Raw genomic sequence first — 17,717 nt, 5'->3', positions numbered from 1 at the left:
TGTCTGACGTGGATGCGTGGAGCATCCTGCCGTCCCCGGTACCCGAAAACGACACGCACAGACCTCGATAACCGTCGTGGCGGCCTATGGCGTGACGACGAGCCCAACCCGCTCACGCGGGTTGGGTAATCTTCGACTTTGGATCAGAGGGTTGAGACGTTCTCAGCCTTCGATTTTCCGGTCTTGCGATCCTGGCCGACGTCGAAGCTGACCTTGTCGCCTTCGCGGAGCGACCCGCCGCGCTGCAGTGCAGACACGTGCACGAACACGTCCTGTCCGCCATCCTCTGGGGTGATAAAGCCGAAGCCCTTGTCGTCATTGAAGAATTTAACCGTACCTGTCGGCATGAGATAACTATTCCTTGTGTCATTCGTCGATTTGCGAAAGCGAAACTATACCGCCACCGCTCCTCTATCAACCTTCATAGCGCTGACGCAACTTTAAAGGCAAGGAGGCAACAGTTTCGTCGAGGGTCAATCCGGCTTCCGACAACCGATCGCCTAACGATCAGACATTTTTGATCGCCTCGATGCCGCGTCCGGAAGCATCGCTGAAATTGATATCTCGCGGCGCCCACGTTATCGACAGAATCAAACGCGGGATTGCCGCCCATGCGTGTAGAAAGGGATTGCCGATTGCCTGCAACAGGTTGTAGATCGGAATCGCACAATGGGATTGTGCAAACCGGTCGGGATGACGCCAACTCCGCTCGTTCGGCCGCTGTCTGAAGCTTTACCGGCGCGCTGCGCTATCAAATGAGGGGTCCGACGCCGTTGTTTTCGCTTGTTCTCCCCAGCCGCCCGCTATCATTGGCGCGCAACGTCATCTCCACGCCCAACGCTTACTTCTGGGCAACGCCGATTATCCTGGCATTGGCTGTCTTTCTATTCGTCACGGAAGCACCAGGGGTGATTCGTGATTTCCAGATCAGCCAGAACCCTTTGGTGCTCGAAAACGGCGACGTGCAAAACGGGAAATGCACGACACGCAAGGCGGTCTTTACCGACTGCGAGGCACGCCTTGTCTACAACTATGGTGGACGAAACTACGACACCGAGGTCGAGGTCATGTTCGTCGATTTTCATACCGGCGATTATGAAACCGATCTTGTGATTTCCGCCGATCATCCAGAACTCGCGACAATGAGCCTGGGTCTCGACATGCTCTGGAACAGGATCATCACGCTCACTCTGTTCGTGGTCCTCCTCGGCGGCATGAGCCTGGGTATGATTTTTCTCGGTATCCGCATTTGGCGGGTCAAGGGGCAATTACGCCGGCCGGCCAGGCTGATTCCCGTCCCGGTCGAGATCAGCGCATTCGACCGCAGGCGCGGCGTCCTTTCCATCACTTACAATGACAAGATCGCCAGCGACAAAACGGGGCGATCGGCTTACACGCGGATGAAGAGCGGACAGGAACCTCTGATCGTCGGTGAAGCCAACGGCAAAGCGATCGGACTGGCCGTCAGGCACGGCAATACAGCCCTGCCAGTGCTTCTCGACGATCGTCTGCAGCGCGTAGAGCTGACCGAAGCCGAGCGCACCGCGGCTCTTGCACCCCTGGCGCATCAACAAGACGGCGATCAGAGCGCGCCGGTGTTGATCGAAGAAGCCAAAAGGACGATATCGATCTGGAGGCGGCTGCAGCTTTTCTTCGGCACGTTGCTTCTGATCGCCGTCGGTGTGGTCGGCTTCTGGCTGTGGTACGTCACGAGCTCGCCGACGCAATTTCAATCGCCTGGCATGGACATTAACAACCTCATGCCGGCGCCGTTAAACGAATGGGGATGCGAACAGCTCAAGAAGCGGTTTGCTCAGGATCGTGCGCCGTTTGGTTGCACCGCCGCCGATTACACGAGCTGGAAATAGCAGGCGCGGCCGGCGCCTACGTTTTGATCGAGTACGCCTGCTAGCAGCCTCGGGGCGTCATCCTGGTCGTCGGGCGTAGAAGGTGTGCCACGCTTCGTCGTTGCGGCTCATGCGGTATGCGTCCCATTCAAGATCCAGACCGGCCGCCTGGATGCACAGCGCGAAGTCATCGCGGCGCCAGTAGGTCATATGGTAGGCGCCGCTCGTCTCCCCGTCTCCATCCCGCATCGTCACCAGGAAGACGCCTCCCGGGCGCAGCGCGGCGGCGATCTTTTCGAGGACTTGGGCGGTCTGGTCGCGAGGCACGTGGATGAGAACGCAGAGGGCAATCACCGCATCGTAAGGGCCGCCGAGGTTATCGGTGATGAGATTAAGGAGTTCGCCTTCCTTGCCGCGCGCCGCCTGCAGCTCGAGAAACCGCCGCGTCGCATCGGTTCGCCTTACCAAAACACCCTGTGTCTCGAGGAAATCCGCATCCCACCCAGGCCCTGATCCGATCTCAAGGACCCGGCCGCCTTTGCCGGCGGCGATGGCGACCTGACGCAAGGCTGCCTCCAGGCTCGGCGCGGGAAAGGGATCAACGATGCGGCTATAGTCATCGGCACAGCCTTCATAGGAATCGATCGTGCATTGGGTATCGGCCAAGGCGGTGGAAGAGACGTGCATTTTGTCCTCCGATGATGAAATCCCGGGCCCTCTGCTCGGGGCGCCATATCACCATGCTCGACGTAAGGCCGCGCAAGCACATCAGGCAAAATGCCTAGGCCACGAAAGAATGGGATGCCTGTGAGCAAATATCAGCAGGGTCTACCTAGACAATCTCCTGAAGCGCACCTCTACGCCGGATCAACCATCCGGAGCCGGTGCGCCATGGCGGCCGCAGCACCGCGGCTGGGGACGGCGAGTTTGCTCAAAATGTTGGAGACATGAACGCTTGCCGTTTTCGACGAGATGAACAGATTATCGGCGATCTGACGATTGCTTTGTCCAGCGGCGACAAGCCTGAGCACCTCGAATTCCCGATCCGTCAAGCCAAGCGGCGCCTTCGGCACGCCGCCGTCTTTCCCGCCGCGCAGATCAATGCGGGTCTTTGCCGCCAGCGTCTCGATCTGATTGCACAGGAGGCGAGCGCCGATCGACTGGGCAAGGTCCGCACCTCGCCCGAAATGGTCAGCACCCCTGGCGCGCTTGCCGGCATTCACCGCAGCGCTCCCGGCCTGCAGAAGGGCATATGCCTGCCGAAAGGGCTGGCTCAAATCAGCCCAGCTTTGGGCAACCGCTTCCCAGGCATCGAGGTCGGAAACCGCCGTGCGCGAGAACTCGGCCGAGATGCCCAGCCTCTCGGCTTCCTCAACGACGTTGCGGCACGGGGTCCGAACGGCAAGGTCGGCGAGTTGGCGAGCGGCATCTTTCTGGTTCGTATCGACAGCAGCACGCATGGCCGAGGCCAGCAGCGGCCACGAGATGCCTCCTTCCTTGTCGAGTTGGGTCGAGGCGGATCTTATCAGCATCGCAGACTGATCCATGTCGCCCGCCAGCGCGCGGCTTTCGATATCGAATCTCAGAAGATTGGCGGCCATACGGTTCGCAACCTGAGGGCCGGGCGGCAGGGCGCGCAAGGAGCTTGCCGCTGCGGCAACGCGATCCGAATCCCCCAAGACCAGGGCAATCTCCGCCTGGCATTCGAAAACATGTACCAGCCCCAGCGGTAGCGGATCCAACGCCGCCATCCGTTCGCATGTCTCTATGGCTTCGGAAACGCGGCCGACGGCGAGCAGGGCGCGGCACAGAGGTGACCCCACGATCGCCCCGATATACCGGGCCTGGCCGAGCTCGACGGTCCGGGCAAAAATTGCCGGTCCGACTTCGATGACTTGAGCGTAGTCGCCTTTCTCGAGCAGGGCTTGAAGCAGGGCTGCACCGGCCAGCACCTCGACCCGGCCGATGGAAGCCTTTTCCGCGCGCCTAGCCACGCTCCAGAGGGCATCGACCCGCGAACTGTTCGAAGCCATGTCTACCGACGCCGCGACAATCAGCGCCTCGATGCGGTATTCCTCGTCATCGAGCCTCTCCGACAGCTCCTTCAGTTCCTCGCCCAAGCGCTTGGCGCGGTCGAATTCTCCCCGCAATATCAGCGCGCGGGAAAACTGCCCCAGTCCGTCCGCGCGCAGCCTTGTGGGATCGACCGAATGATCAAGCGCTCTCTCCAGGTCGGCGATTTCGCCTGGGATAAGCGTGTGCTGACGCATCACCGCGCGCTGCAGAAGAAGCGCTGCCAGTTGTTCGCCATCGCGTTCTGCATCCACTTCGGCAAGTGCGCGTTCGACAAAAGCCAGACCCTGTTCCGCCTCTGCCGCCCAGCAAGCGGCATCGGCGGCGAGTTCCAGCACCCTGCAGTGACCCGCGCCGGTCAAATCGGCCGCGTTGTCGACCTCGGGCCAGGTTGCCAGCACGAGCTTCAGCATCTCCATCTGGTCTTCATAGGCGAAGGTGGCAGCGGCTTCCGCGGCAGATTGCCAGGCCCACCGCAGGCAAGATTCGGCTTGGCCGGCGCCGTGCCAGTGGCGGGCGAGTGCTGCGGAATGCCAAACCCGGTAGCTTGGAACCGGGCCGCGTTCGAGCACCCCAGCATAGGCACGATGGATGGCCATTCTTTCGCCGGCGATCAGGTCACTGCGCACCGCCTCGTGGATCAGCGCATGGCGGAACGCATATCCGTCACCATCGGGCACAAGGATCCCGGCCAAAATTGCGGGCCGCAGCAACTCGGCCACTTCAAGGTCGGACTTGTTCTCCACACTGCGAAGCAGCGTGTGCGTGATATGCGGGCCGCCAAGCGCCATCACCTTCAACAGGCCGGCTGTCGACGCCGGCATCTCCCTGACCGCTTTCAGCAGGTAGTCGTTGAGCGAGCCGGGAAAATCTGTACGCACGCTTCCGCTCGCATCAATAAGCGCCTCGGTGAAAAGCGGGATCCCGCAACACCGCGCATGGACCTCATTGATGACAGCAGCTGTTGGCGGACGCCCAAGCAGCCCCTCGAGCTGCGTGGCGACCTCGGCGCGCTTCAGGCGGGGAAGCCTCAACACCTCGGCTCCCTCCGAAAGCGAGAGGTCGGCGATGGTCGTCCGCAGTGCGTTGCTGCCGCTGGTCTCCTCGGGTCGGTAGGTGACGATCAGCATCAGCCGAGTTTTCTTCAGCCGCGTCGTGAGGAAACGAAGCAGATCGCAAGTGGCCTGGTCGGCCCAGTGAATGTCCTCCACGACCACGACGAGCGGCATCTCCCGTGCCAGTTCCTCAAACAATTTTCGCAGCGCTTCGAACAGCCGCGCTCTTGCGATGCCCGGATCGAATCTTTCAGAGGTCTCGCCGAATTCGGGAAGAAGCCATGCGAGCTCGCGTGCACCTTCGGCGCCGACGAGTGACCGCGACGAGGGCGCGCCGCGCAGCTGAACCAGTTCATGCAGCACGGCGGTGACCGGCGCATAGGGCAATGCCGATTCCCGCTGCTCGATGCAGCCGCCTTTCAGGATCAGGGCACGGCCGGAGAGCCGGCCGGTAAACTCCTCGACCAGCCGGCTCTTTCCGCCGCCAGCTTCCGCCCCGAGAAGAATAGAACGCTGGCGCCCGCCGGAGACATCCCGGAACGCGGATTCCATCGCATCTAGTTCTGCTGCACGGCCTGAAAATAGGGACTTTCTGAGGGATGTCGACACAAAGTCCTCCGAAACATGGAATTCGAGATTAGCAGAGATGGGGACATAGTCATCCCATGCGTCACGATCGTCGGCAGAGGTGCGATGTGTCGATCTGAAAGCACTGGGCATGGAGGTTTGCGGGTGCCCGCCGCCGGCCGTTGCTTCCGAAAGTTTTCAGCCTGTCCTACGCAAAATGCCCGATGCGGCACGCCTGCCTTAGCCGCATCATGGGGAACATGCGGACGTCGAGTGATGTTTGCGAGAAAGGTCGCCGCTTCGCCCAATACAAATAAAGGACGCCCCAAGTGAGTGAACGCATTATCAAGTTTGACGACGTCGAGATCGCCGCACAGGCATTTGGCAACCCCGCGCACGAGCCGATCCTGTTGATCATGGGCGCGATGGCGTCGATGCTCTGGTGGCCGGACGAGTTCTGCCAAAAGCTCGCCGCTCAGAAATATTATGTCATTCGCTATGACAATCGAGACACCGGACGTTCAACGATCTACGAGCCGGGGGAACCGCCTTACACAATGGACGACATGGCTGCGGACGCCATCAGGGTACTCGAGGGCTACGGCATTGCCGGCGTCCATCTGATTGGAATGTCGCTGGGTGGCACGATCGCCCAGATCGCAGCGCTCTCGCATCCCGAGCGCGTCAGGACGCTGACGCTGATGTCCACCACGCCGGTGGGTATTGATACAAGCGCGCTGCCGCATACCACTGATGCCTACATGGCGCATGCGGCGACGGGCGAGACAGTCGACTGGGCAGACAATGCCCAGGTGATCGAATTCCTTGTCGAAGACACCCGAATGATCGCCGGGGTGGCGCATCGCTATGACGAAGGGCGGGCGCGCGCCTTTGTCGAACGGGACGTCAAACGGGCGAAAAACTTCGTCAGTGCCACCAATCATTTCATGCTGAGGGGCGGCCAGAGCTTGAAAGGAAAATTGGCTGAACTGGCGGCACCCCTCCTTGTCATACACGGAACGGCGGATCCGATTTATCCGGTTGAGCATGGCGAACTGCTGGCACGAACGGTGAAGGGCGCGAAGCTTGTTCGGCTCGAAGGCGGCGGCCACGAAATTCATCCCAACGATTGGGAAGCGATCATTTCCGCTATTGACGCCCACTTGCGGTGACTAGCTGAAGCAGCAGCAGGGCGTACCGATCGATGTTACGCCCTTCCGTACATCCGGCTCGCGCGCAACAACCGTTGCGAATAGGGATGTTCGACCGCGCCTCTACGCAATGCCTCGATTTCGACCTGTTCGACGATCTCGCCGGCTTCCATGATGGCGACGCGGCTGCACATGTGGGAGACGACGGCGAGATCGTGGCTGACCAGGAGATAGGTGAGGCCGCGCTCGGCGCGCAGATCCTGCAGCAGATTGAGGATCTCGGCCTGGACGGAAACGTCGAGCGCCGATGTCGGTTCGTCGAGAAGCAGCACGTCCGGGTTCAGCATCAGGGCGCGGGCGATTGCCACACGCTGGCGCTGCCCGCCGGAAAGCTGATGCGGAAATCTATAGCTCAGCGCCGGATCGAGGCCGACCGATCGGAGCACCGCGTTGACGTCGACGGAATTGGTATCAAGCCCCTGGTTGCGCAGCGGTTCCTTCAGCTGCGAGCGGATGGTCTTGCGGGGGTGGAGCGATCCATAAGGGTCCTGGAACACCATCTGCACCCGGCGGAAGAACGGCCGGCTGCGCTGCCGGTCCAGCGTCTCGCCCTGGAGTTCGATGTTGCCATCATAATTTGCGTTGAGGCCGGAGAGGGCTCTGAGAACGGTGGACTTGCCGCAGCCGGATTCGCCGACCAGGCCGAACGCCGTTCCCCTCTCGACTGTGAGGTTTACATCTCTGACGACGGGCCGCTGGCCGTGTCCGAAACGAATGGTGAGATTGTCTATCCGGATCATCGCCGCACCTCCGCTGCGAGGTCGTCAAGCCAGGCGGGATCCCGCTTCAGGATCGGCAGCCGGGCAGGAGGATTCTCGATCGTCGGCAGGGACGCCAAAAGCCCCTGCGTATAAGGGTGTTTCGCCTTGTCCAGATCGCGCGCCTCGAGCACCTCCACGACGCGGCCGGCATACATGATGAGGACGCGATCGCAGAAATTGCGGATCAGATTGAGGTCGTGGCTGATGAAGATCAGGCCAAGATTGCGGCGTGAAACGAGTTCGTCGAGCAGCGCCAGGATTTCGAGCCTGACCGTCACGTCGAGCGCGGAGGTCGGCTCGTCGGCGATCAGCACTTCGGGTTCGGCGATCAGCATCATGGCGATCATGACGCGCTGGCCCATCCCGCCCGATATTTCGTGCGGATAAAGGCGGGCAACACGCTCGGGATCGCGGATCTGCACGGCTTCGAGCATGTCGAGCGCCTGGCCGTAGATCTGTTTGGCGCTAACCTTGGGATGATGGAAGCGGTAAGTCTCGGCGATTTGTTCGCCGATCCGCATGACGGGATTGAGCGAATATTTCGGGTCCTGCAGGATCAGCCCGATCCGCCGTCCCCGGATCGTCATCATCTTTCGTTCGCTTGCTTTGATGAGGTCGACGTCGCGAAAGCGCATCTGTTCGGCGCTGACCTTTGCGGTTGGCGGCAGCAGCTTCATGATCGCGCGGCCGACGGTCGATTTTCCTGACCCGGATTCGCCGACGATGCCGAGCTTTTCCTGTCCGAGCGTAAAACTCACGCCGCGCACCGCGCGCATGTGGCCGCCGCCATAGGCGATTTCGAGGTTGCGGATATCGATCAGGGGCTCTGTCATTCCGAACCTCTCGGGTCGAGCACGTCGCGCAGCGCATCGCCGACGAGATTGAAGGCGAGGCTGACGAGTGCGATGGCGATGCCGGGTGCTGCAATCACCCAGGGGCTGTCGAGCATGAACTCGCGGCCGCTGGCGGCCATCGAGCCCCATTCCGGCCAGGGCGGCTGGGCGCCGAGGCCGAGAAAGCCAAGGCCGGCGGCGGTGATAATGATTCCGGACATGTTGAGCGTGACGCGGACGATCACCGAAGGAATGCACATCGGCAGGATGTGGCGGGTGATGATCGCGATCGGTGTCGCGCCCTGCAGGCGCACAGCGGCGATATAGTCGACCTTGCGCAGACTGAGCGTCTCGGCGCGCGCCAGCCGCGCGATCGGCGGCCAGGCCGTCAGCGAAATGGCGATGATCGCATTGGTGATGCCGGGGCCGAGGGCTGCGGCGAAACCGAGCGCCAGCACCAGGCCGGGGAAGGAGAGGAAAATATCAGTGATGCGCATCAGAATTTCGTCGACGATGCCGCCGAAATAGCCAGAGACCGTGCCGATCAGCAGGCCGAGCGGTGCAACGATGATCGTGACGAGCATGATGATGTAGAGCGTCGTGCGGGCGCCGTAGATCACCCGCGCAAAGACATCGCGGCCGAAATTGTCGGTGCCGAGAAGATGAGCCGCCGAGGGGGGCGCAAGCCGCCCGGCCATATCCTGCACGATCGGATCGTAGCTGGTGAGCAGAGGGGCTGCCGTCGCCACGACGATCAAGAGCACGATGACGACGAGGCCGGCAAGGCCAAGCGGGTGCAGGCTGAATTTCAGCCAGCCCTGGTGGATCTGCTGCGTCGTCGACTGAAACCAGCCCTGAGGCTCCGGCGCCAGCAGCCATTTGCGGAGGCCGCCGATGTGGGCGCTGTCTGCGTCTTCGGTAGAGATCGTCATGGCGTCACCGTGTCCTCGGATCAAGAATGCGATAGAGGAAGTCCGACACGATGTTGATGGTCAGGAAGACGGCGCCGATCGTCAGCACCGAACCCATCACCACGTTCATGTCGTTCATCTGCAGCCCGCGGGTGAGATACTGGCCGAGTCCTGGCCAGCCGAAGACCGTCTCGATCAGCACCGCGCCCTCGAGCAGCCCGCCGAAGGTCAGCGCGAGGATTGTCAGCAGCTGCACGCGAATGTTCCGGAAGGCATGGCGCCAGACGACCTTGCGGGTGCCGAGCCCCTTTGCCCGTGCGGTGATGATGTATTCCTGGCTGAGCTGTTCCAGCATGAAGCTTCGCGACATGCGGCTGATATAGGCGACGGAATAATAGCCGAGGATCGCAGCTGGCAGGATGATGTGGCCGAGAGCGTTGTGGAATACGTCCCATTGCTGCTGTATCGCCGCGTCGATCAACAGAAAGCCGGTCATTGGCGTGACGAGGCCTTCGTAGAAGACGTCGACCCGGCCCGATGCGCCGACCAGCTTCAGCTTGGCGTAGAAAACGAAGAGCGCCATCAGCCCGGTCCAGAAGATCGGGATGGAGTGGCCGGCAAGCGCCACGATCCGGGCGATGTGATCGATGATCGTTCCGCGCCTGACGGCAGCCGTGACGCCTAAGGGAATACCGATCATGGCGCCGATGATCATGGCGATGATCGCAAGCTCGATCGTCGCCGGAAAGATCGTCATCAGATCGGTGAGGATCGGCTGGCCCGTGGTCGCCGATGTGCCGAGATTGCCTGTGGCGATCTTTCCGACATAGGAGAGAAACTGCATCCAGATCGGTTGCCCGAGCCCAAGCTCGTTATAGACCCGGTCATAAACCTCCTTGCTGACCTCCGCCCCGGTGATGGCAAGCACCGGGTCGGCAGGCAGCAGACGGCCCATCGAGAAGGTCAGGAAAAGCAGGCCAAGCAGCGTCGTGACGACAGCCACTAGGCGTCCCGCCAGGCGCCGCAGCAGGCTGAGTGCCGGGTGCGGGGCCGCCTCGGTGAACCCGCCCGCCGTTGAGCGGCGGCTCACCTCCTGCTTCGATGTCAGATCGGCGCTCGCCACGCGCTCTACTCCTTGGTCACGTCATGCCAGCGCGTCGACCATGTCGTGTGCCCGTGATAGCCCTTCACGTTTGCGCGCATGACATAGGGGTCGGTTCGCTGGAAGAAGATGACGAGCGGCGAAGCCATGCCGGCATAGATCCCGTCCATCTTCTTGAAGATGTCGGTGCGCTTTTGCGTGTCGCGCTCCCTCATCGATTGATCGATGAGTGTGTTGAGGTCGTCCACCTTCATGCCCGTGCGCCAAAGATAATAGCTGCCGAGGCGCGCCTCGTCGCTATTGTCGGGGTTGAAGGCATATTGGGTGGCGACGGCGAAGGGATCGGGCAGGCGGGCGCCGGAATTGCCGAGCAGCACTTCGAATTTGCGCTCGCGGAAAGCGGGGGTGAATTCGCCCGGAACCAGATCGAGATCGAAACCGGCGGCCCGCGCGCTCGCCTGCAGCGCTTCGGCGAAGGGCAGGGTTGGCGCCCCCGAGGGATTGAGGACTTTCTTCAGGCCGTTGGGATATCCGGCCTCCGCCAGCAGCTGCTTGGCCTTGGCGGGATCGTAATCATAGCGGACGGCAGCCTCATCGGGAGCGCCGATCATGCCGCGCGGGATCATCGACTGCCAGGGAAAGCCGGTATAGCGCATGATATTGCCGGAGATCGCCTTCCAGTCGAATGCGTGCTGGAAGGCCTCGCGAACCTTCGGCTTCTGCAGATCCGGGTCCTTCTGATTGAGGGCGATGTAATAGAAGCCGAGACCCGGGACATTGTCGATCACCATATCCTTGTTGGTGGACAGCGCATCGAGATCGCCGCTTGCCACATACTGGCCGACATCGACGTCGCCGGCTTCGAGCTGCAGCCGGAGATTGCCGGATTCCGGGATGTGGCGGGCAACGACGCGGGCCATGGCCGGCTTGCCGCCCCAATATTTCGGCTGTGCATTGAAGATTGCTACATCGTTCGGCCGCCATTGCGCCAGGCTGAATGGTCCGCTGCCAGCGGAATTGGCCGAAAGCCAGGCGCCGCCGAAATCACCGTTCGCTTCATGCGACAGTACCGTCTTCTTGTCGACGATGCCGATCGACGAGCCGGCCAGCGAATAGAGCACCAGGTCGGTGTTCACGGTCTGCGGCAGCTCGATCTCGAGCGTATGTTCGTCCTTTGCCCGAACCAGTTTTTCGACGTTGTCAGGCTTGTAGCCCCAGAGTGCGACGTCGGTGGAGCCGACTTGTCCCATCTTGATGACGCGCTGGATCGACCAGGCCGCATCCTCGGCGGTCACCTTGTTGCCGCTCTGGAAGACGGCGTCGTCGCGCAAGGTCAGGGTGATGATCTTGCCATCGTCCGAGACACTCCATGCGGTGGCAAGCATCGGCTTCAGCGTTTTAAGATCGTCCGGCGACAGCTGCACGAGGTTGTCGTAGAGGTTCGAGATCACCTCCGAAACCGTGCGGGCATTGTTCTGGGCCGGATCAAGCGTCCGGATGCCGGTGAGATTGGTGCCGATCACCAGCATATTGGGCGGCGATGCCGCCCAGGCAGGCTGCGTCGTCATCAGTGCCCCGGTAATTGCGATCGTTGTCAGTAGCTGTTTCAGCATCTCTAGACCTCCCAATCCTGTTGTTTTCAAAAAATAATGTCGAACTCAGCCGGCTGCTTCGGCAGACTGCCGCCGGTCCGGATTAGCTTGAATGCTGCCCTCGGCCTCCCAGCCTTGAAGCAGTCGATGAAGTTCTTCGCGATCATGCCGGTCGAGCAGCGGCAATCCCGGCACTCGCACCGGGCCGACATCGAGGCCGGAATAGGTGACGGCCTCCTTGACGACAGTGACGTTGGCGCCATTGCGGAACTTCGTCCGCATCCGCTCGAAGGGTTCGAGCTTGTTGACGATTACGCGCGCCGCGGCGAAATCGCCTTTTTCGAGCGCAGCGTGAACGGCAAGCGACAGTTGCGGTGCGACATTGACGAGGCCGGAGGTGAAACCGCGCGCGCCGGCCGCGGTGAATGTCGACGCCCAGCTTTCCGCCAGGCCGCAGACGAACAGCGCGCCGGCCGGATCGGCAGCGGGAATCGCGCGCGACAGCAGCATCAGATCGGTCGTGGCAAATTTGATTCCTGCAATATTGCCGTGGTTGGCGAGACGGACGATATCGTCGACACCGAAACCCTCGGCTCTGACGTAGGCGATCAGCGGCAGGGTGGAAGCATCGGCGAGATTGCAGAAATAATCGATCTGGGCCGAAGGTGCTGCGAAAGGATCGACGGGCTGGTGCGACATGACGGCGGATGCGCCGATCGCCGCCGCATCCCTCGCCATGCCGATCGCCTCGCGCAGCGACCGGCCGATCGCCGCCGTCACTGGCGCCCGGCCGTTAACGCCCGATACCGCCGCCTCGTGAACGATGCGGATTTCCTGTGGCGTCAGCGCATAGAATTCCCCGGTATTGCCGGCAGCGACGATGTTGTGAATGCCCGCCGCCGCTACTCGCGCATAGACCTTCGCCGTCGTCTGCGGTTCGACTTCGCCATTACCGTCATAGGCCGTGACGGGAACCCCCGAAACGCCCGTGAGCGCCTTTCGCATGATCGCGATGCTCATTTTTCTTCCCCGTTAGCTTCCATCAAAATGATCGTCATCCGAAGCGGAAGGGCGCCAAGCCCTCCGCATCCACATCGAAGGCGATGACCGTGCCTGCTTCGAAACGTCCGGTGCGGTCCGTCGACAGGCTGGTGATGAAGAGGGTCCTGAGATCCGGTCCTCCGAAACAGGGCATCGTCGGTGCCGGGACGGGCAGAACGTAGATCTCGACGATTTCGCCTTCGCTCGACATGCGGTTGAGGCGACCGGCCGAAACGCCGGCGCTCCAGTAAAAGCCGTCACGATCGACCGCCGCTCCGTCCGGTCGCCCGTCCTCTTCCGTGAAGCTGCGAAGCCGGCGGCCGTCGCCCAAATCACCCGTATCGGGTTCAAAGTCGAATGCCTGCAGGAAACATTGACGGCTGTCGGAGTGATACATCCGCCGGCCGTCCGGCGACCAGGCAAGGCCGTTGGAGCTCGTCAGTCCTGTTGCAACGGTCCGCGTGCTGCCATCTGCCCCCACGCGGTAAAGTGCTGCCTCATCGGTCTGCGGCTTGGCCTCGCTAATCGAGCCGATCCAGAAGTGCCCGTCGGGGCCGACCTTGCCGTCGTTGAGGCGGCCGTTGAAATCACGCCCAACCGGATCGCACAGAAATTCGATATCACCAGAGAGGGGATCGAAAAGATGGACGCCCGTCTGAAGCGCCACGGCGATCCTGTGATCGCGGCAAAGCCCGAGACAGCCGATTGCGGCCGGCATGTCGAAGCGATCGATCTGTCCTGTGGCCGAAAGCCGCACAAGCGCCGGTGCCAGAATATCGACCAGCCATAGGGTGCCGGTCTCATCGTCCCATACCGGTGATTCACCGACCGTCAGTGGCTGCTGGATCACCGAACGGACATCCGGCCGGATGATTTTAGGCGCCGTCATTCGGCCGCCTCCAGGCTCTTGGCCAAACCTTCGGCGTCACGCATGCGGACGGTTCCGTCGTGATTGATCTCGCAGAACCCACCACCCTGGAACGCCAGCGCGACCGGCCCTTCGGACCCCTGTTCGATGCGGGCGTGGTCGCGCGGCCGGTCCTGTGGCCGGTAGCCGAGCCTCGTCGCCAGATCATTGTCCCACCATTTCTCGTCGGTATCTGAAACGCCATAGACGACTGTCGCGGCAATCAGCGGATGGGACAGCCCGATCCGCACAAGCTGCGCCAGATCCCGCGGGCTGATCCAGATCGCAACCGATCGCTCACTGTTGGGATAGGTGCCGGCATTGCCGATGCGGATGGAAAGGGAGCGAATGCCCGTCGTGTCGTAGTAAAGCCCCGCCACCAGTTCGCCCCAGCATTTGGAGAGCCCGTACGGGCTGTCGGGGCGCATGGGAACGAGCGGCGATATGATTTGGCCACGAGGATAGAAACCGGTCGCATGGTTGCTCGATGCATAGACGACCCGCTGGACCCTGTTTGTCCGCGCCGCTTCGTAGAGATTATAGGTTCCAAGCACATTTGCGTGCAGGATGGCGTTCATGTCGATGCCGCTTGCGATGCCAGCGAGATGAACGACGCCGTCGATATCCTTCAGCGCAGCCGTTGCCTCGTCGAGCTTTGTCAGGTCGGCCCTGACGAACGTCTCGTTTTCGCTAAGCCCGGCGGGCTCCTGCAGATCGATCAGGCTGACCTGTTCGACATCAGCGCGAAGGAGTGGTCGCAGCAGCGTTCCGACACGTCCGGCAGCCCCCGTCACAGCGATCCGTTTCATCGTCTTCCTCCCATTCCTACTCAAACGCCCTGGAACATGCGGGCGCGAGCATTCAGTATGTGTTTCTTCATCGCATCGTGCGCTTCGGTTTCCCGCCGTGCGAAGATCGCCTCAACGATCACCGCGTGCTCGTCCTGGACGCTGCGGATCTGTTCCAGCGTCCGTTTCAGGCTCAAGCTTCGCGTCACGGAATGCCCGATGGCGAAATGCGGCCTGAACCATTCGCGTACGGTGATGTGGAACTGGTTACCGGTCGCCATGGCGATTGCATCATGCAGAGCCTGGTCCTCCTCGGCGCCAAGCTCTCCGTTGCGCAGGCATTGCTCGATCGCAACAAGCGCCGCCGTTATCCGGTCCCTGTCCTCCGCCTGCCAGTTTCGCGCGGCAAGCTCCGCGGCCTCGGCTTCGAGACCGGCGCGGAATTCGAAAAACCGTTGGACATCGGCGAGCGATCCGACCGGCACCATTTTCAGCATCGACGAATCCGGCCTCTGCCTGACATAGGAGCCGGACCCCTTGCGCGAAACGACCAGACCATCGGCTCTCAAGCGTTCGAGCGCTTCGCGCACGACGGGCCTCGATGCGCCGAAATCAGCAGCGAGCTTCGTCTCCGAAGGCAGCCGTTCGTTCACCGGAAAGTTGCCGTCGGCGATCATCCCAACGATCTTCTCATAGATGATGTCGCTGAAGCGCGTTGCGGCTCTGTTCGAAACGGCGTCGACTGCGAATGTCATGATCGTCCTTTTCTCTGAACGCTGTGGGCGCTCGCTGTCGCCAATTAATATTCGCCAGAGCAACGTACAGCTTCTGACAGATCGTCGCGTCTTATTCGCATTAGCCTTGTTTTCTGGGAAGGCCCTCCCGGCCTCGTTGTTGCATCGCTACAAAATTTGTAATTATCTGTCAACTCTTGTAATCATTTGGGAACGTGTCTATGGTTCGGTCCTAGCGCCGAGGAGGGCGCGAGCGGCGGGTCGGGAGCCCGCCGCATCCGCCGGTCCAAACGCTGCGCCGGCATAAAAACGGAGGAACTCGATGCCTAATGAAATACTGTCGCGTGGCGTTACCCGCCGGGCCGTGCTTGGCGGCATGGCCGGTGTAGCAGCGCTATCCGTCGCCGGTCGCGTATCCGCTGCCGCAGGCGGTGAAGCCCCGGCACTTGCACAGCTTGTGAAAGACGGAAAACTGCCGCCGCTCGCCGAGCGCCTGCCGAAGAAGCCGATGGTCGTCAAGCCGTTCGAGAAAGTCGGCACCTATGGCGGTTCCCTGCGCCGCGGCCTTCGCGGTTCATCCGACCATAACGGCATTCTGCGCATGGTGGGCAACCAGAGCCTGGTGCGCTGGAACCTCGAATTTACCGCTGTGGAGCCGAATCTTGCCGAACGCTGGGAAGTCAGCGACGACGCAACGCAATTCACCTTCCATCTCATCGAAGGCGTACGCTGGTCCGACGGTCGTCCCTTTACGGCGGATGACGTCGTTTTTGCGATCGAAGACTGCGTCAAGAACACCGAACTCTACAGCGCGACACCGGCCCAGCTTGCTGTTGCCGGCAAGCCGGTCACCGTCGAAAAGGTCGACGACTATACAGTGAAGTTCACCTTTGCTGCGGCCAACGCGCTTTACCTGGAAAACCTCGCCACCCCGCTTGGTCAGCATCCGACGCTCTTTCCGAAGCATTATTGCAGCCAGTTCCTGCCGAAATATAATCCCAATATCGAAGCCGATGCGAAGAAGGCCGGCGTCACCAGCTGGACGGAGCTGTTCCGCAGCCGTTGCGGTGACATCGAGATCCCGTCGCGGTGGGGCAATGTCGACAAGCCGACGCTCGATCCATGGGTGGTCAAGGAGCCCTATGCCGGCGGTGCGACGCGTGTCGTCATGGCCCGTAATCCTTATTTCTGGCAGGTCGATACCGAGGGCAATCAGCTTCCCTATATCGATGAGATCAATTTCGGCATCTCGCAGGACGTCGAATCGCTGATGCTGAACGTCATCTCCGGTAAGATCGATATCCAGGAGCGTCACATCAGCGTGCTCGCCAATAAGCCGACGCTGTCTCAGAACATGCAGAAAGGCGACTATCGACTGCTGACGCTCGTGCCTTCGGCTTCGCAACAGTGCCAGATCTACTTCAATATCACCCACAAAGATCCTGCCATGCGCAAGATGTTTGCGGATAAATCGTTCCGGCAGGCGTTGTCGATCGGCATCAACCGCCCGGAGCTCATCGATATCGTCTATTTCGGGCAGAGCGAGCCCTACCAGGCCGGACCCCGTCCGACCCATCCCTGGTACCACGAGAAGTACGCGCGCCAATTCACCGAATATGACGCCGACAAGGCAGGCGCCATGCTCGATCAGGCCGGCTACAAGAAAGGCGGCGACGGTTTCCGCCTCCGGCCGGACGGCCAGAAGGTGTTCTTCTCGATCGACGTCATTCCGACGCTCTATCCCGACCTTGTCGACGCGCTCGAACTGGTCAAGACGCATTGGGCTCAGATCGGCATCGATATGAAGGTCAACACAATCGAACGGGCGCTCTATTACACCCGCGGCGACGACAACGCCCATGATGCGCAGGTGTGGCCAGGCCCCGGCGGTCTCGATCCGATGCTCGACCCGCGCGATTTCTTCGCCTTCCATCCGCAGGGATCGCGCTACGCCATTCCGTGGACGCTATGGTACACCTCCAACGGTGCACGCGGCGAAGAACCCCCGGAAAGCCAGAAGAAGCGCATGAAGCTCTTCGACGAAGCGCGTTCGACGGCTGATCTCGACAAGCGCGGTGCGGTCATGAAGCAGATCTTCGATATCGCCGCGGAGGAATTCGAGACTGTCGGCCTTTGCCTTGCGGTCGGCGGCTTCGGCATCATTCGCAACAACCTGCGCAATGTTCCCGAAAAGCAACCGGATAGCTGGTCTTGGCCCAATCCGGGGCCGGCGCTGCCGCAGCAATTCACCTTCACGAGCTGATTTGGATCTCTGGCGCCGTGCCCGACGGTACG

15 protein-coding genes are annotated in these 17,717 nt (G+C 61.3%); 3 read left to right on the top strand and 12 right to left on the bottom strand.

Annotation, left to right across the window (positions count from 1 at the left end):
• Positions 1-143: 143 nt before the first annotated feature.
• Positions 144-347, bottom strand: a complete 204-nt coding sequence (locus RLEG4DRAFT_RS62320) for a cold-shock protein (RefSeq protein ID WP_003572688.1) — start codon at positions 345-347, stop codon at positions 144-146.
• Between the two features lie 408 nt (positions 348-755).
• Between RLEG4DRAFT_RS62320 and RLEG4DRAFT_RS62315 the strand changes: the two genes are divergently transcribed.
• Entirely contained in the window at positions 756-1,868 is a 1,113-nt protein-coding gene (locus RLEG4DRAFT_RS62315) for a hypothetical protein (RefSeq protein WP_171898182.1), read from the top strand.
• A 57-nt stretch (positions 1,869-1,925) separates the two neighbouring features.
• Here RLEG4DRAFT_RS62315 and RLEG4DRAFT_RS62310 read toward each other — a convergent pair whose 3' ends face one another.
• Both RLEG4DRAFT_RS62310 and RLEG4DRAFT_RS62305 read right to left on the bottom strand, forming a co-directional pair.
• Positions 1,926-2,534, bottom strand: a complete 609-nt coding sequence (locus tag RLEG4DRAFT_RS62310; RefSeq protein WP_003576025.1) for a class I SAM-dependent DNA methyltransferase — start codon at positions 2,532-2,534, stop codon at positions 1,926-1,928.
• Between the two features lie 170 nt (positions 2,535-2,704).
• Positions 2,705-5,584, bottom strand: coding sequence for a helix-turn-helix transcriptional regulator (locus tag RLEG4DRAFT_RS62305; protein WP_003576027.1), 2,880 nt, complete (start codon positions 5,582-5,584; stop codon positions 2,705-2,707).
• A 287-nt stretch (positions 5,585-5,871) separates the two neighbouring features.
• Here RLEG4DRAFT_RS62305 and RLEG4DRAFT_RS62300 point away from each other — a divergent pair, with 287 nt between their 5' ends.
• Positions 5,872-6,714 (top strand): alpha/beta fold hydrolase, encoded by an 843-nt coding sequence (locus RLEG4DRAFT_RS62300; protein ID WP_003576029.1) that lies wholly within the window; start codon positions 5,872-5,874, stop codon positions 6,712-6,714.
• Between the two features lie 35 nt (positions 6,715-6,749).
• Here RLEG4DRAFT_RS62300 and RLEG4DRAFT_RS62295 read toward each other — a convergent pair whose 3' ends face one another.
• From RLEG4DRAFT_RS62295 to RLEG4DRAFT_RS62255, 9 genes are read right to left on the bottom strand one after another with little or no spacing between them, the layout of a single operon-like run.
• The gene (locus RLEG4DRAFT_RS62295) at positions 6,750-7,493 is read right to left on the bottom strand and encodes an ABC transporter ATP-binding protein (RefSeq protein WP_003576031.1); all 744 of its coding nucleotides are present in this window, start codon (positions 7,491-7,493) and stop codon (positions 6,750-6,752) included.
• On the bottom strand, positions 7,490-8,347 hold the full coding sequence (locus RLEG4DRAFT_RS62290; RefSeq protein WP_003576032.1) for an ABC transporter ATP-binding protein: 858 nt from the start codon (positions 8,345-8,347) through the stop codon (positions 7,490-7,492). The genes RLEG4DRAFT_RS62295 and RLEG4DRAFT_RS62290 overlap by 4 nt, the downstream gene beginning before the upstream one ends.
• On the bottom strand, positions 8,344-9,279 hold the full coding sequence (locus RLEG4DRAFT_RS62285; RefSeq protein ID WP_003576034.1) for an ABC transporter permease: 936 nt from the start codon (positions 9,277-9,279) through the stop codon (positions 8,344-8,346). The genes RLEG4DRAFT_RS62290 and RLEG4DRAFT_RS62285 overlap by 4 nt, the downstream gene beginning before the upstream one ends.
• 4 nt (positions 9,280-9,283) lie before the next feature.
• Positions 9,284-10,381 carry an ABC transporter permease gene (locus tag RLEG4DRAFT_RS62280; protein ID WP_003576036.1) on the bottom strand — a complete coding sequence of 366 codons (1,098 nt, stop codon included), beginning with the start codon at positions 10,379-10,381 and terminating at the stop codon, positions 9,284-9,286.
• A gap of 5 nt (positions 10,382-10,386) precedes the next feature.
• Positions 10,387-11,973 carry an ABC transporter substrate-binding protein gene (locus RLEG4DRAFT_RS62275; RefSeq protein WP_003576037.1) on the bottom strand — a complete coding sequence of 529 codons (1,587 nt, stop codon included), beginning with the start codon at positions 11,971-11,973 and terminating at the stop codon, positions 10,387-10,389.
• A 45-nt stretch (positions 11,974-12,018) separates the two neighbouring features.
• Positions 12,019-12,972, bottom strand: coding sequence for a dihydrodipicolinate synthase family protein (locus RLEG4DRAFT_RS62270; protein ID WP_003576038.1), 954 nt, complete (start codon positions 12,970-12,972; stop codon positions 12,019-12,021).
• Between the two features lie 34 nt (positions 12,973-13,006).
• Positions 13,007-13,882 carry an SMP-30/gluconolactonase/LRE family protein gene (locus RLEG4DRAFT_RS62265; protein WP_003576041.1) on the bottom strand — a complete coding sequence of 292 codons (876 nt, stop codon included), beginning with the start codon at positions 13,880-13,882 and terminating at the stop codon, positions 13,007-13,009.
• Complete coding sequence (locus RLEG4DRAFT_RS62260; protein WP_003576043.1) at positions 13,879-14,709, bottom strand: NAD-dependent epimerase/dehydratase family protein; 831 nt, start codon at positions 14,707-14,709, stop codon at positions 13,879-13,881. The genes RLEG4DRAFT_RS62265 and RLEG4DRAFT_RS62260 overlap by 4 nt, the downstream gene beginning before the upstream one ends.
• A gap of 20 nt (positions 14,710-14,729) precedes the next feature.
• Positions 14,730-15,443, bottom strand: coding sequence for a FadR/GntR family transcriptional regulator (locus RLEG4DRAFT_RS62255; RefSeq protein ID WP_003576045.1), 714 nt, complete (start codon positions 15,441-15,443; stop codon positions 14,730-14,732).
• A gap of 301 nt (positions 15,444-15,744) precedes the next feature.
• Here RLEG4DRAFT_RS62255 and RLEG4DRAFT_RS62250 point away from each other — a divergent pair, with 301 nt between their 5' ends.
• Positions 15,745-17,685: an ABC transporter substrate-binding protein gene (locus RLEG4DRAFT_RS62250; protein WP_003576047.1), complete on the top strand. Its 1,941-nt coding sequence runs from the start codon at positions 15,745-15,747 to the stop codon at positions 17,683-17,685.
• Positions 17,686-17,717: the final 32 nt, after the last annotated feature.

The sequence above is a fragment of the Rhizobium leguminosarum bv. trifolii WSM2297 genome (assembly GCF_000271845.1).
The sequence above is the reverse complement of the archived record's forward strand: the minus strand, read 5'-3'. Positions and strand labels throughout refer to the sequence as shown.

Coding starts and splice junctions, on each gene's coding strand:
- RLEG4DRAFT_RS62250 (WP_003576047.1), top strand. CDS start 15,745: ATGCCTAATGAAATACTGTCGCGTGGCGTTACCCGCCGGGCCGTGCTT.
- RLEG4DRAFT_RS62255 (WP_003576045.1), bottom strand. CDS start 15,443: ATGACATTCGCAGTCGACGCCGTTTCGAACAGAGCCGCAACGCGCTTC.
- RLEG4DRAFT_RS62270 (WP_003576038.1), bottom strand. CDS start 12,972: ATGAGCATCGCGATCATGCGAAAGGCGCTCACGGGCGTTTCGGGGGTT.
- RLEG4DRAFT_RS62290 (WP_003576032.1), bottom strand. CDS start 8,347: ATGACAGAGCCCCTGATCGATATCCGCAACCTCGAAATCGCCTATGGC.
- RLEG4DRAFT_RS62265 (WP_003576041.1), bottom strand. CDS start 13,882: ATGACGGCGCCTAAAATCATCCGGCCGGATGTCCGTTCGGTGATCCAG.
- RLEG4DRAFT_RS62295 (WP_003576031.1), bottom strand. CDS start 7,493: ATGATCCGGATAGACAATCTCACCATTCGTTTCGGACACGGCCAGCGG.
- RLEG4DRAFT_RS62310 (WP_003576025.1), bottom strand. CDS start 2,534: ATGCACGTCTCTTCCACCGCCTTGGCCGATACCCAATGCACGATCGAT.
- RLEG4DRAFT_RS62285 (WP_003576034.1), bottom strand. CDS start 9,279: ATGACGATCTCTACCGAAGACGCAGACAGCGCCCACATCGGCGGCCTC.
- RLEG4DRAFT_RS62275 (WP_003576037.1), bottom strand. CDS start 11,973: ATGCTGAAACAGCTACTGACAACGATCGCAATTACCGGGGCACTGATG.
- RLEG4DRAFT_RS62320 (WP_003572688.1), bottom strand. CDS start 347: ATGCCGACAGGTACGGTTAAATTCTTCAATGACGACAAGGGCTTCGGC.
- RLEG4DRAFT_RS62315 (WP_171898182.1), top strand. CDS start 756: ATGAGGGGTCCGACGCCGTTGTTTTCGCTTGTTCTCCCCAGCCGCCCG.
- RLEG4DRAFT_RS62260 (WP_003576043.1), bottom strand. CDS start 14,709: ATGAAACGGATCGCTGTGACGGGGGCTGCCGGACGTGTCGGAACGCTG.